The organism is Schumannella sp. GW821-FHT10F01, from assembly GCF_058809295.1.
Genome location: NZ_JBXASM010000013.1, coordinates 71,793 through 85,065, shown reverse-complemented (window position 1 = coordinate 85,065; position 13,273 = coordinate 71,793). Strand labels below are relative to the sequence as shown.

The 13,273-nt window shown below is 72.3% G+C and carries 12 protein-coding genes, 1 tRNA gene and 1 pseudogene; 11 read left to right on the top strand and 3 right to left on the bottom strand.

Annotated features, from left to right (window positions below):
- The 8 genes and pseudogenes from AC1RSJ_RS14310 to AC1RSJ_RS14275 all read left to right on the top strand — a co-directional run.
- A pseudogene (locus AC1RSJ_RS14310) lies at positions 1-642 on the top strand (hypothetical protein); the annotation flags it as partial.
- A 25-nt stretch (positions 643-667) separates the two neighbouring features.
- Complete coding sequence (pdxH, locus tag AC1RSJ_RS14305; protein ID WP_493119103.1) at positions 668-1,327, top strand: pyridoxamine 5'-phosphate oxidase; 660 nt, start codon at positions 668-670, stop codon at positions 1,325-1,327.
- An 87-nt stretch (positions 1,328-1,414) separates the two neighbouring features.
- Positions 1,415-2,065 carry a recombinase family protein gene (locus tag AC1RSJ_RS14300; protein ID WP_493119102.1) on the top strand — a complete coding sequence of 217 codons (651 nt, stop codon included), beginning with the start codon at positions 1,415-1,417 and terminating at the stop codon, positions 2,063-2,065.
- 125 nt (positions 2,066-2,190) lie between these two features.
- A complete protein-coding gene (locus tag AC1RSJ_RS14295) occupies positions 2,191-3,279 on the top strand; it encodes an ABC transporter substrate-binding protein (protein WP_493119101.1) in 1,089 nt (362 codons plus the stop codon).
- A gap of 89 nt (positions 3,280-3,368) precedes the next feature.
- The gene (locus AC1RSJ_RS14290) at positions 3,369-4,985 is read left to right on the top strand and encodes a sugar ABC transporter ATP-binding protein (protein ID WP_493119100.1); all 1,617 of its coding nucleotides are present in this window, start codon (positions 3,369-3,371) and stop codon (positions 4,983-4,985) included.
- The gene (locus tag AC1RSJ_RS14285; RefSeq protein ID WP_493119099.1) at positions 4,982-5,953 is read left to right on the top strand and encodes an ABC transporter permease; all 972 of its coding nucleotides are present in this window, start codon (positions 4,982-4,984) and stop codon (positions 5,951-5,953) included. Before AC1RSJ_RS14290 ends, AC1RSJ_RS14285 begins: the two co-directional genes overlap by 4 nt.
- Positions 5,950-6,951, top strand: a complete 1,002-nt coding sequence (locus AC1RSJ_RS14280) for an ABC transporter permease (protein WP_493119098.1) — start codon at positions 5,950-5,952, stop codon at positions 6,949-6,951. Before AC1RSJ_RS14285 ends, AC1RSJ_RS14280 begins: the two co-directional genes overlap by 4 nt.
- Positions 6,952-6,974: 23 nt before the next feature.
- Positions 6,975-7,448, top strand: a complete 474-nt coding sequence (locus AC1RSJ_RS14275) for a nitroreductase family deazaflavin-dependent oxidoreductase (RefSeq protein ID WP_493119097.1) — start codon at positions 6,975-6,977, stop codon at positions 7,446-7,448.
- A 45-nt stretch (positions 7,449-7,493) separates the two neighbouring features.
- Here the strand turns inward: AC1RSJ_RS14275 and AC1RSJ_RS14270 are convergent, their stop codons facing one another.
- Genes AC1RSJ_RS14270 through AC1RSJ_RS14260 form a run of 3 tightly spaced genes read right to left on the bottom strand, consistent with a single transcriptional unit; the run spans position 7,494 to position 10,178 of the window.
- Positions 7,494-9,023, bottom strand: a complete 1,530-nt coding sequence (locus AC1RSJ_RS14270) for an APC family permease (protein ID WP_493119096.1) — start codon at positions 9,021-9,023, stop codon at positions 7,494-7,496.
- 55 nt (positions 9,024-9,078) lie between these two features.
- Positions 9,079-9,693 carry a methylated-DNA--[protein]-cysteine S-methyltransferase gene (locus tag AC1RSJ_RS14265; RefSeq protein ID WP_493119095.1) on the bottom strand — a complete coding sequence of 205 codons (615 nt, stop codon included), beginning with the start codon at positions 9,691-9,693 and terminating at the stop codon, positions 9,079-9,081.
- A complete protein-coding gene (locus tag AC1RSJ_RS14260; protein ID WP_493119094.1) occupies positions 9,690-10,178 on the bottom strand; it encodes an RNA polymerase sigma factor in 489 nt (162 codons plus the stop codon). The genes AC1RSJ_RS14265 and AC1RSJ_RS14260 overlap by 4 nt, the downstream gene beginning before the upstream one ends.
- A 62-nt stretch (positions 10,179-10,240) precedes the next feature.
- On the opposite strand from AC1RSJ_RS14260, the gene AC1RSJ_RS14255 reads away from it, so the two are divergent.
- From AC1RSJ_RS14255 to AC1RSJ_RS14245, 3 genes are all read left to right on the top strand, one after another.
- The gene (locus AC1RSJ_RS14255; protein WP_493119093.1) at positions 10,241-10,870 is read left to right on the top strand and encodes a GyrI-like domain-containing protein; all 630 of its coding nucleotides are present in this window, start codon (positions 10,241-10,243) and stop codon (positions 10,868-10,870) included.
- 65 nt (positions 10,871-10,935) lie between these two features.
- Positions 10,936-12,450, top strand: coding sequence for a molybdopterin-dependent oxidoreductase (locus tag AC1RSJ_RS14250; RefSeq protein ID WP_493119104.1), 1,515 nt, complete (start codon positions 10,936-10,938; stop codon positions 12,448-12,450).
- 103 nt (positions 12,451-12,553) lie between these two features.
- Positions 12,554-12,629 (top strand) — tRNA-Ala (locus AC1RSJ_RS14245).
- Positions 12,630-13,273 lie beyond the last annotated feature (644 nt).

The following is a 13,273-nucleotide window of genomic DNA, read 5'->3' as shown; positions in this document are numbered from 1 at the left end:
CCCGTCATCACGGCCGCCGAGCGCGCCCGCCGGCGGCTGCGCCGGGGACGCCGCGCCGCCGCCCTCTCGCTGCTCCTCGCGCTCGCGGTCGTCGCGGTGCAGGGCTCGCTCGTCATGACCTCCGGCGTCACCACCGCCGCCGTCGCCGTGCTCGGCGGCGCCGGCATGGTCGGCGTCGCCTCCGTCAGCGGACTCCGCTCGCTGAGCCGCCGTCGCATCGCACGGGATGCCGCCGCCGCAGCGCCCGCCACCGCAACCCGGCCGGCCCCGACGGTGCGGCGCCAGTCCGCAGCGCCGGCCGCCGCCGCGCCGCAGCGCGCCTGGACGCCGGTGCCGATCCCGAAGCCGCTCTACCTCGACCGCCCCGCGCCGCAGCCGGTCGCGCCGCCCCTCGACGCGGAGCGCCTCATGCGCGAGGCGTCGGCCGTCGCACAGGCCGCGCTCCGGGCGGCCCACCAGGAGGCCGAGGTCGTCGCGATGCCCGCGCGCCCCGAGCCGGCCGCCGCACCCGCCGCCGAGCGCCGCGACCGCCCGGCGCCGTCGGTGCCGAGCCGCTGGGCCGGGATGGGCGTCGTCGGCGAGGTGCCGAGCGCGGTGCCGGACCTCGACGAGGTGCTCCGCCGCCGTCGCGCGGCGAGCTGAGCCCGGCAGTCGGGACCCCGGTCGCATGAGCTCGCTCGACGTGCACGACGAGTACGACGGGCCGCCCTTCGGCGAGGAGACCGTCGATCCGGATCCGTTCGCGCAGTTCCGGACGTGGCTCGCGGATGCCGAGGCGTCCGCCCTCGACATCCCGAACGCGATGGTGGTGACCACCGTCGATCCGGACGGCGCCCCGAGCGTGCGCACCGTGCTGCTGAAGTCGCTCGACGGACCGGACGGGCCGGCGTTCCAGTTCGTCACGAACGGCGAGAGCCGCAAGGGCCGGGCGCTCGCCGCGCATCCGCGGGTCGCGCTGCTGTTCCCATGGCAGGAGCTCGACCGGCAGGTGATCGTCGACGGCACCGCCCGCCCGGCGCCCGCCGACGTCTCCGACGCGTACTGGCGCACCCGCCCGCGCGGCAGCCGGATCGGCGCCTGGGCGAGCGAGCAGTCCCGGCCGATCGCGTCGCGCGACGCCCTGCTCGACCGGGTCGCGGCGGCCGAGGAGCGCTTCGGCGGTGAGGACGACATCCCGCGCCCGGAGCACTGGGGCGCCTGGATCGTCGAGCCGTCCGCGATCGAGTTCTGGCAGGGGAGGCCGTCGCGCCTGCACGACCGGATCGTCTACCTCCGCGACGTCGACGGGGGCTCCGGCGCCTGGCGGATCGAGCGCCGCCAGCCCTGACGCCGCGCGCGGACGCCGGTGCTACAGTCACCCCTGTTTCCCGACGCCGGGCTGCCGGCGCCCCGAGTCCGTCGAGCGAGGCTGCGCATGACCACCGTCGGCTACCTGTGGGTCGGCCCGCTGGAGCACAACGCGGACTACCAGCGCGATCTGCTGCGCAGCCGCGGCGTCGACCGGGTGTTCGAGGACATCAGCGCGCACACCTCCACGCCGATCCGCACGCAGCTCACGGCCGCGCTGGAGGAGGTGGAGGCCGGCGACACGCTCGTCGTCTGGCGCCTCGACCGCCTCGGCTCCACGATGTCGGGCGTGCTCGCGCTGCTCGAGCTGCTCGGACGCCGCCGGGTCGGGGTGCGCAGCATCTCGGAGGGCCTCGACACGTCGGGCGACGACGGCACCGCGCTGCTCACGATCATCGCGGCGTTCACCGAGCTCGACCGGCAGCTCTCGCGCGAGCGCACGATGGCCGGCGTCTACGCCGCCCGGGCCCGCGGCCGCGTCGGGGGGCGGCCCCGTGCGCTCTCGCCGACGAACGTCGAGCGCGTGCTCATGCTCAAGGAGCAGGGCGCGACCGTGCGCGAGATCGCGCAGGAGATGGGCACGTCGCGCGCCACGGTCTACCGGGTGCTCGAGGGCTCCAACTCGCAGCCCGACCTCGAGGAGCCCGCGCCGGGCATCACCCTGCGCCTGCCCTCCGGCGTCGACCTGGAGGGCGACCCGCTGACCGCCTCGGAGTGACCGATCGCGTGTCCGATTCGCGGTACTGGACTTTTGGACACGGTTTCGGAACAATCGCGTCAGCGGTCCCGCCCCGTCCGGACCGCGCTCTGCGATCACACACCGACAAGGAAGTCAGGTCGACGATGACCACATCCCCCTCCCGCCGGCGCCTCGCGCTCGGCGTGATCACCCTCGCGGCGACGATGAGCCTCGCGCTCGCCGGCTGCACCAACCCGGGCACCGGCTCCGGATCCGGCGGCGACGCCGGCGACACCAAGCAGACCGTCAAGGCGTCCGACGGCCCCACCTGCGACCTCGAGACCTACGGCGCCGGCATCAAGACCGGGCTCGACCTCAAGGACCTGGTCGTCGGCTTCTCGCAGTCCGAGAAGGAGGACAACCCCTTCCGCATCGCCGAGACGCAGTCGATCAAGGACGAGGCGCAGAAGCTCGGCGTGAAGAAGCTCATCACGACGAACGCGCAGTCCACGCTGTCGAAGCAGATCTCCGACATCCAGGACATGATCTCGCAGGGCGCCCAGGCGCTCATCGTGGCGCCGCTGAACAGCGACGGCCTCGAGCCGGCCCTCTCCGCCGCCCGTGACAGGGGCATCCCGGTCATCACGGTCGACCGCAAGCTCAACGCCACCGCGTGCAAGGACTACGTGTCGTTCCTCGGCTCGAACTTCGTCGAGCAGGGCAAGCGCGCCGCCGACCAGCTCATCAAGGGCACCGGCGGCAAGGGCAAGGTCGCGATCCTGCTCGGCGCCTCCGGCAACGGCGTGACCACCGACCGCACCAAGGGCTTCGTCGACGAGATCAAGGCCGAGGGATCGGGCATCGAGATCGTCGCCCAGCAGACCGGCGACTTCGCCCGCGACAAGGGCCAGTCGGTGACCGAGCAGCTGCTGCAGTCGAACCCCGACATCACGGCGATCTACGCCGAGAACGACGAGATGGGCCTCGGCGCCCTCGCCGCCATCCAGTCGGCCGGCAAGACCCCCGGCAAGGACATCCAGCTGTACTCGATCGACGGCACCAAGAACGCGGTGCAGCAGATCGTCGCCGGCACCTACAACGGCGTCATCGAGTCGAACCCGCGCTTCGGGCCGCTCGCCTTCGACACCCTGAAGACCTTCCTCGCCGGCGACCCGGTCGGGCAGGACATCATCATCGAAGACGGTGAGTACGATGCCTCCAACGCGGCCGACAAGGTGAACTCGGCCTTCTGATCGACTGCGATCGCGCGTCGGCGGCGCCGGGTCTCCCCGGTCGCCGCCGACGTGCGTCCGCGCCCCTTCCGACGTAGAAAGGCGCCCTCGTGTCGTCCACCACCACCCCGGCTGCGGCGCCCGTGCTCGAAGCCCGCGGCGTGACGAAGCGCTTCGGCGGCGTCACCGCGCTCGCCGAGATCGACTTCGCCATCCAGCCCGGCGAGAGCCACGCGCTGATGGGCGAGAACGGCGCCGGCAAGTCCACGCTGATCAAGGCATTGACGGGCGTGCACCAGCCCGACGAGGGCGAGATCGCCGTCTCCGGCGTCGTCGTGCGCTTCGCCCAGCCGCTCGACGCGCAGCGCGCGGGGGTGTCGACCATCTACCAGGAGGTCAACCTCATCCCGCTGATGTCGGTCGCCCAGAACATCTACCTCGGCCGGGAGCCGCGCGGGCTGCTCGGGCTCATCGACTACCGGCGGATGAACGCGGATGCGCGCGAGCTGCTCGCGGGCTACGGCATCAGCCTCGACGTCACCCGGCCGCTGCGCTCGCTCGCGCTCGGGGTGCAGCAGATGGTCGCGCTCGCCCGAGCGGTGAGCATCGACGCCCGGGTCGTCATCATGGACGAGCCGACCTCGTCGCTGGAGACGAAGGAGGTCGAGACGCTGTTCCGCGTCATCCGCCTGCTCCGCGATCAGGGCATCGCCATCATCTACGTCAGTCACCGGATGGACGAGATCTACCGGGTGTGCGAGCGCGTCACCGTGCTGCGCGACGGCCGCGTCGTGCACGTGGGGGAGCTGGCCGACCTGCCGCGCCGCGAGCTCGTCTCGCTCATGCTCGGCCGTGCGGTCGACTCCTCGACCGGCCAGACCGCGTTCGCCGAGGAGGATCACGTCAGCGCCGCCCCGCCCGTGCTCGTCGCGAGCGACCTGACCCGCCGCCACCAGATCGAGGATGTGAGCATCGACATCCGTCCGGGCGAGGTCGTCGGCCTCGGCGGCCTGCTCGGCGCCGGCCGCTCCGAGACCCTCAAGGCCATGGCCGGCGTCATGCAGCTCGACCGCGGATCGGTGACCGTCGACGGGCGGACGGTGCGGTCCGGATCGGTGCCCGCCGCCATCCGCGCCGGGATCGTCATGCTGCCGGAGGACCGGAAGACCGAGGGGATCGTGCCCGGACTCTCCGTGCGCGACAACATCGTGCTCGCCGCTCTGCCGCGGCTCAGCGTCGGCGGCTTCTCGTCGAAGAAGCACCAGGACAAGGTGGTCGACGTGTTCATGCGCCGGCTGCGCATCAAGGCCTCGAGCCCCGACCAGCCGGTGTCGGAGCTCTCCGGCGGCAACCAGCAGAAGGTGATGATCGCGCGCTGGCTCGCCATGAGCCCGAAGGTGCTGCTGCTCGACGAGCCGACGCGCGGCATCGACGTCGGCGCGAAGGCCGAGGTGCAGGCGCTCATCGACGAGCTCGCCCGCGAGGGCCTCGCGATCGTGTTGGTCTCGAGCGAGGTCGAGGAGGTCGTCGAGGGCGCGGGACGCATGGTCGTGCTGCGCGACGGCCGGGTCGCGACGGAGCTGCACGGCTCGGAGGTCGACGAGGAGCACTACCTCGCCGCGATCGCCGGCGAGGACCGGCCCGCCGGCGAGGACGAGCGCGGAGAAGAACAGCGCGGAGAAGACCAGCGCGGAGAAGACCAGCGCGGAGAGGACGTGCGCGCATGAGCGGCGCGAGCGTGACCATCGCCCTGCCCCGTCGCGGCGCCGTGCTGCGGTACGCGCAGCGCTACGGCGTCTACGCCGGCCTCGTGCTGATCCTGCTGTTCAATCTCGTCTTCACCGACAACTTCTTCACGGTCGACAACTTCCGCACCCAGCTCGTGCAGGTCGTGCCGGTGCTCGTGGTCGCGCTCGGCATGGCGCTCGTGATCGGCACCGAGGGCATCGACCTCTCCGTCGGCGCGTCGATGGCGATGGCCGCCGCGATCCTGCCGCTCTACATCGGCTACGGGTTCTTCCCCGCTGCACTCATCGCCCTCGTCGTCACCGCGCTCATCGGCGTGATCAACGGGTCGCTCGTCGCGTTCGTGGGGGTGCAGCCGATCGTGGCGACCCTCGCCCTCATGGTCGCCGGCCGGGGACTCGCGCTGCTGTTCTCGAACGAGCAGTCGAAGTCGGTCGTCGACCCGGTGCTGCTGCAGCTCAACAGCGGCTCGATCGGCGGCGTGCTGCCGTACAGCGTGCTGCTGGCGGCGGTGCTCGTCGCGATCGTCGCCGTGCTCGTCAACCGCACCACGTTCGGCAAGCAGCTCGTCTCGATCGGCGGCAACCGCCGCGCGGCCGAGCTCGCCGGCCTGCCGGTGCGCCGCATCCTGCTGCTCGTCTACGTGATCTGCGCGGTGCTCGCGGGCATCGCGGGGCTCGTCGGCGTCGCGCGGCTCAGTGCGTCGGTGCCCTCCACCATCGGAAACCTCATCGAGCTCAGCGCGATCACCGCGGTCGTCGTCGGCGGCACCCCGCTCGCGGGCGGCCAGGTGAAGATCGCCGGCACGGTGGTCGGCGCGCTGCTGCTGCAGTTCATCTCGGCGACGCTCGTGAAGCACGACGTCTCCGATCCGGTGTCGCAGATCATCCAGGCGGGCATCATCGTGGTCGCCGTCTTCATCCAGCGCGGACGGCAGGTGACCCGATGACCGTGATCGAGCCGGAGGCCGGACCCGCCAGCGCCGCCCAGCTGGGACGGGAGCGCGCGCTCGGCATCGTGCAGTCGTACGGCGCCATCGTGGTACTCGTACTGCTCGTCGTCGTCGCGAGCGTCTCGTTCCCGACGTTCCCGACCGGGTCGAACGCGGCGAACATCCTCACGCAGTCGTCGTTCCCGCTCATCATCGCGATCGGCATGACGTTCGTGATCCTCACCGGCGGCATCGACCTCTCCGTCGGCTCGATGTTCGCGCTCGGGGGCGTGCTCGCGGCCCAGTCGTCGCAGTGGGGCGGCGCGCCCGCCGCGCTGCTCGTGCCGCTCGCCGTCGGCGTCGTCGTCGGCGCGGTGCAGGGCGGGCTCGTGGCGTGGGGCGGCATGGCGCCGTTCATCGTCACCCTCGCCGGCCTGCTCGCGCTCCGCGGCGTCGCGCTCGCGATCACGAACGGCGGATCGGACACCCCGCTCGTGAAGGACGCCGCCTTCCGGGCGATCGGGCAGGGCGCGATCGGCGGCGGCATCCGCTGGCCCGTCGTGATCGCGCTCGTGCTGCTGCTGCTCGGCATCCTGCTGCTCGCGCGCTCGCGCACCGGCCAGCAGGTGCTCGCGGTCGGCGGCTCGGAGAGCGCGTCGACGCTCATGGGCCTGCCGGTGCGCCAGGTGAAGTTCTCCGTCTACGTGCTCAGCGGCGCGACCGCCGGGCTCGCGGGGGCGCTCAGTGCGGCGTACTCCTCGTCCGGTGTGCCGACCGTCGGCGTCGGCCTCGAGCTGACGGCGATCTCGGCGGTCGTGATCGGCGGCACGCTGCTGTCGGGCGGCAAGGGCTCGCTGCTCGGCACCCTCGCCGGGGTGCTGCTGCTGCAGGTGATCCAGAACGTGATCAACCAGGTCGGGTCGCTGTCGAGCTCGGTGCAGCAGGTGGTGTCCGGCGGCTTCCTCGCCGTCGTCGTCATCATCCAGACGATCCTGTCGCGGCAGCAGCGGCTGTAGCACCGGCGGGGCAGGATGGAGGCGTGCTGCCGCGCTCGCTCCGCCCCGCCCTCGCGTGGTTCTCGCGCACGCGGCTGTTCCGGCGCATCGGGCCGACCGTGATGCCGCCCTTCGAGCGGCTGCTCACCGCGCTCACCGGCGGCCGGGTGATCTCGAGCGGGCTCATCGTGCCCTCGCTCGAGCTGCACACGATCGGCGCGAAGACCGGCGAGCCGCGCGACGCGAAGCTCATGTGCTGCCCGACCCGGGCCGGCTGGTACGTGACCGGCAGCAACTTCGCGCGGGAGCGGCATCCGGCGTGGACGGCGAACCTGCTCGCGCATCCGGAGGCGGCGATCACGATCGCGCGCCGCCGCATCCCCGTGCGCGCCGCGCTCGTGCCCGATGAGCGCCGGGAGGCGGTCTGGCGCGAGCTCGAGGACAACTGGCCCGGCTACCGCGGGTACGAGCGCACGGCCCGGCGCGAGCTGCGGATCTTCGAGCTCACGCCGCGCTGAGCCGCCGCGCGGTCCGCCCCGCCGTCCGGCGCGTCACGCCTGCGCTCAGACGCGGCCGCCGTCGATGGAGCGGCCGTACTCGATCTCCTCGTCGGGCACGAGCACCTCGGTCTGCTCGTTGAGCGACTCGCCGCGGAAGAACGGCCGCGACCCCGGCGCGAGCGCCCAGAGCACCATGAGCACGACCCCGAGCAGCAGCGAGCCGACGCCGATCACGAACACCCCGCCGATGCCGAACAGCACCGTCTCGCCGTAGTCCGGATCCGTCATGTCGATCGCGCTCTTGATGAACGCGGCGGTGAGCAGCAGGGCGCCGAGCAGCGGGAACAGGAACTTGAACACGACGTTCCGCGCGCTCGCGAACAGCTCGCGGCGGAAGAACCACACGCAGGCGTAGCCCGTGATGCCGTAGTAGAAGGCGATCGCGAGGCCCAGGGAGTAGATCGAGTCGGCGAGGAAGTTCTCGCTCACCAGGGTCATGCCCACGTAGTAGACGATCGAGACGCCGCCCATGATCAGGGTCGAGAAACCCGGGGTCTTGAACTTCGGGTGCACCCGTCCGAAGCGCTCGGGCAGCGCCCGGTAGACCGCCATCGAGAGCGTGCCGCGCGCGGTCGGCAGGATCGTCGTCTGCGTCGACGACACCGCCGAGATGAGCACCGACAGCACGAGCAGCCAGGCCCAGGGCCCGAAGAGCGCGTTTTTCACGACGAGGAAGACGTCGTCCTGGTCCGCGAGCCGGTCCAGTCCGGCGTAGGCGATCGCCGCGATCGCGACCGCCACGTACGTGACCATGAGGATCAGCGTCGACAGCAGCGCCGCGCGGCCGGGGATCGTCTTCGGGTCCTTCGTCTCCTCGTTCAGCGCCAGGCAGGTGTCCCAGCCCCAGTAGATGAACAGGGCGAGCAGGATCGCCTCCGTGAAGCCGTCGAACGACCGGAAGCCGAGCGGATCGAACCAGTCGATCGTCGGGAGCGTCGAACCGGCGGGCGGCGTCGCGCCGAACGCGGAGGCGAGCGCGAGGATGACGAACAGCGCGAGCGCGAGGTACTGGATGCCGAGGAGCACGTTCTGCAGGCGCTCGCCGATCTCGACGCCGCGGTAGCTCACGTAGACCATGGCGGCGATGAACACGACGCCGGTCGCGGTGGTGACGACGATGTTCTCGCTCAACGCCGTCTGCCCGATGAGCAGCCAGAAGTAGATGCCGGCCACCTGACCGAGGTTCGCCAGCACGATGATGCCGGCGACCGCGACACCCCAGCCGCCCATCCACCCGACCCACGGGCCGAACGCCTTCGTGGCCCAGGTGAAGGTGGTGCCGCAGTCGGGCACCGCCCGGTTCAGCTCGCGGTAGGCGAAGGCGATGAAGAACATCGGGATGAAGGCGAGGATGAACGCGATCGGCGTCTGCAGGCCCACCGCCGTGATCACGAAGCCGAGGGTCGCGACGAGCGAGTAGACCGGGGCCGTCGAGGCCAGCCCCATGATCGTGGAGCCGAGGAGGCCGAGCTGGCCGGTCGCCAGGCCCTTGCCCGCCGCGTCGGACGCCGCGGGGGCGGTGGACTCGGCCATGGGCGCTCCTCGGGTCGGGGTGCCCGGGAGCCTACTCCCGGGCGTCGCCCGCCCTCTAGCGCGCGCCCTCGAGCTCGAGCAGCGCGACCTTCGCGGCGGTGCCGCCGAGGTACTGGCCGATCGTGCCGTCGGTGCGGACGACCCGGTGGCACGGCACCAGGATCGGCAGCGGGTTCGTCGCGCACGCCGAGCCGGCGGCGCGCACCGCCCGCGGGCTGCCGGCGGCCTCCGCGACCTGCGTGTAGCTCTCGGTCGCGCCGTAGCGGATGCCGCGCAGGTGCTCGAGCACCGCGCGGCGGAATCCGGACGCGAGCCGCAGGTCGACGGGCAGGTCGAACGCGGTGCGGCGCCCCGCGAAGTACTCGTCGAGCTCGCGCGCGGCCGGGTCGAGCCGCGCGGGGGAGCGCAGCACGCGCGGGCTGATCCGCGTCGCGAGCGAGTCGAGCACGGCGTCGTGGCCCTCGAGTGCATACGCGACGCGGACGACGCCGGCCTCGGTCGCGGCGACGAGCAGCGAGCCGAGCGGGCTGTCGACGGTGCGGTAGGCGACATCCAAGAGGTCGTCCTCCGCGGCCGCGTGCTCGAGGCGGGCGTGCAGGGCGGCGAGCTCGGCCGAGAGCGCCCCGGTCGGCGCGGGGTCGGCGAACAGGTCGGCGGTGTCGGCGGTCATGACTGCTCCTTCAGAGCTCGGCGGAGCGCGGCAACGCCGTCGGAGGCCGCCTTGCGCGCGGCGTCGGGGGAGACGCCCAGCACGGCGGCCACCTCGGCGTGGGGCAGCCCCATGAGGTGGTGATAGGCGACCGCGTGACGCTGCCGGTCGGGCAGCGCGGCGACGGCAGCGGTGAGGTCGGAGCGCGCATCCGGATCGATTCCGGCGGCCGCACCGCGTCGATCCGCCGCCGGCTCCGGCAGCTCGTCGACGGGCAGCGGACGCCGCGCCCGCGCACGCACGACATCGACGGCCCGGCGGTGCGCGATGGTCACCAGCCAGGCCTCGACGTTCGCGTCCGCGGGCAGGTCGGGCCAGCCGCGCAGCGCGGACAGGAACGTCTCGCTCCACGCGTCGTCGGCCTCGTCGGGGCCGACGACCGCGCGGCACACGCGGAGCACCGCGGCGCCGTGCTGCTGCACGACCTGCTCGAAGGGGGTTCTCACGCTCACATTCAAGTAGTCGTCGCGGCCCGCCGGAATGTGAGGCCGTGCGCGATACTCGCGTCATGGCGGCTCCGACCGACGCGCTCGACCTGAAACGGCTCGACGCCTACCGCGCTCGCCGCGGGCGTTTCGACGTGCTCGAGGTGCCCCGGCTCCGCTCGCTGCAGGTCGACGGCGCGGGCGATCCGAACACGTCGTCGCGATTCGGCGAGGCGGTCGGCGCGCTGTATCCGCTCGCCTTCCGCCTCAAGTCCGCGAGCAGGGCGGCCGGACGGGACTTCACGGTCATGCCGCTCGAGGGGCTGTGGTGGGCGGACGACCCGTCGACGTTCACCGTCGACCGCGACAAGACGCGCTGGAGCTGGACGATGCTGCTCGTGGTGCCCGACTGGATCGGGCCGGACGAGTTCGGCGCGGCGGTCGATCGCGTCCGCGCGAAGGACGGCGGTCCGGTGGCACTCGATCGCGTGCGGCTCGCCGACCTCGACGAAGGGCTCAGCATCCAGACCCTGCACGTCGGCGCGTTCGACGACGAGGGCCCGGTGCTCGAGCGGATGCACGACGTCGAGATCCCCGAGCGCGGGCTGCGGATGACGGGCCGCCACCACGAGATCTACCTCGGCGACCGTCGGCGGACCGCCCCCGAGCGGCTGCGGACGATCGTCCGTCAGCCGGTCGAGCGACTGACCTGACCGGCGGGATCGGCGTCTCACCGGCGGCGTCCGGCGTGCGGACGTAGCATTCGGCGGTGACCTCGATGCGCGCTCGCCGCTGGGCGGCGGCTGCCGCGGGCGTCGTCGCGGTGGCAGCCGGACTCGGCGTCGCGCAGCTGGTCGCCGCGCTCGTGGCACCGGCCGCGTCGCCGCTCGTGACGGTGGCGTCGGCGCTGCTCGATCTCGCGCCCGGGTGGGCGAAGCACCTCGTCATCCAGCTGCTCGGCACCGCGGACAAGCCGGCGCTCCTCATCGCCGTCGCCGTCGTGCTCGCGGTCGTGTCGGCGGTCGCCGGCGTGCTCGAGCAGCGCCGGCCGCCGATCGGCGCGCTCATCATCGCCCTGCTCGGCGCCGTGGGCGTGATCGCGACGATCTCCCGATCCTCCGCGTCGGCGATCGACGCGACGCCGGCGATCGCGGCCGCGGTCGTCGGCGCCGCCGGGGTGCGGTACCTGCCCCGGCAGCTTCCGATCGCCTCGGCCGACGGATCGCCGATCGGCGGCACCACCCGCCGCGGGTTCCTGATCCGGACCGGTGCGCTGGCCGCCGCCGGTCTCGTCGCCACGCTGGCCGCGCTCGCCGCCGAGACCGGGACCCGCACCGTCGAGGCGGCCCGGAAGGCGCTCCGGCTCCCCGCCCCGAAGACCGCGGCGCCCGACCTCCCGACCGGTGCCGACCTGGGCATCCGGGGACTGGCGCCGATCGTGACTCCGAACGCGGAGTTCTACCGGATCGACACCGCCCTGCGGGTGCCGCAGATCGATCCGGCCGACTGGCGGATCGTCGTGACGGGCATGGTCGACCGCGACGTGACGCTGACCTGGGACGAGCTGCTGCGGCTGCCGCTCGAGGAGAGCTACACGACGCTCACCTGCGTCTCGAACGAGGTCGGCGGCGACCTGGTCGGCACGGCGCGCTGGCTCGGCTACCCGATCCGGCACCTGCTCGACCGGGCCGGTGTGTCGTCGTCGGCGGACATGGTGCTCTCGACGAGCGAGGACGGCTTCACGGCGGGCACGCCGATCGAGGCGCTGCAGGACGTGAACCGCGACGCGATCCTCGCGGTGGGGATGAACGGCGAGCCGCTCCCCGTCGAGCACGGCTTCCCGGTGCGGATGGTCGTGCCGGGCCTGTACGGGTACGTCTCGGCCACCAAGTGGGTCGTGAAGCTCGAGGTGACCCGGTACGACCGCGCCCAGGCCTACTGGACGCGGCAGGGCTGGGGCGAGCGCGGACCGATCAAGCTCCAGTCGCGCATCGACGTCGCGCGCCCCGACGGCGACGGGCTCCTGGCGGCCGGCGTCGCCTGGCATCAGCACGTGGGCGTGGCCGGGGTCGAGGTGCGCCTCGACGACGACGACTGGCGCACGGCCGAGCTCTCCGCCCCCATCTCCGCCGACACCTGGGTGCAGTGGCGGCTGCGGGTACCCGCGTCCACGGGCCCGCACACCCTGGCCGTGCGGGCGATCGGCGCCGACGGCGAGGTGCAGACGAGGCGCATCGCCGGCGTGCTCCCCGATGGTGCGACCGGGTATCACACGGTCCGTGTCACGGTATGAGCGGTCGGGCCGGTCGGACGCCGTGCGGTCGGTGCGCCGCGCCGGCGCGGCCGCCGTCGGTTCGGAGCACTCCCGCCCGGGTGATACGCTTTTCAGGCTGTCCGGGCCCATGGCGCAGTTGGTAGCGCGTCTCGTTCGCAATGAGAAGGTCGGGGGTTCGAATCCCCCTGGGTCCACCAAATACTGGGAAGTTCGGGCACTGAGCGGTCCTGACCTCTCACTTTCGCCCCACACTTTCAACATGCGGCGGAACCTACGCTGATCGGACCAGCGCGGTTCGATCGCCCGGGAGCGCATGGGCTCGATTCGAGCTTTGGTCTCTCTACCGTGCGTCATGACGGCCAAGCCGCGACCGGACCAGGCACGGCTAGTTTCTACAGGTGTCGTCTCGAGGCTCCTAGGCTCGACCTGAACGCGACCCGAACGATGATCGAGCCGGGAACTCTTCCCCAGCCTCAGCGGCTCAGGATGGGCACCGGGTGGAGCGCGCGTACAGGTCGCGCGCCGGTGCCACCGGATTCGGAGTGAGTCGTCGGGGGTGACGGTGGTACTCCCTCGCGGGGAAAGGAGTCATTTTCTCCGCGGTAGCAGGGAGGGGCGCACTGAAGCCGAAATCAACGCGATCCGCTCGGTGGAGACGTTCAAGCACCCGAAGCCTGGTCGACGATGGGCCGTGACGGCCACGGCCGGGCATGCGTGGTCACGGGCTCTCACTGATGCGATCGGAGCGGTGCCTGATAGGTTCCGAGTGCCCGGTTTGTGAGGTGGGCTCGCGGACCGGTGAAGGGGCAGGGTGAGTCGACAGCTTCGAGTCCTCGCCGTC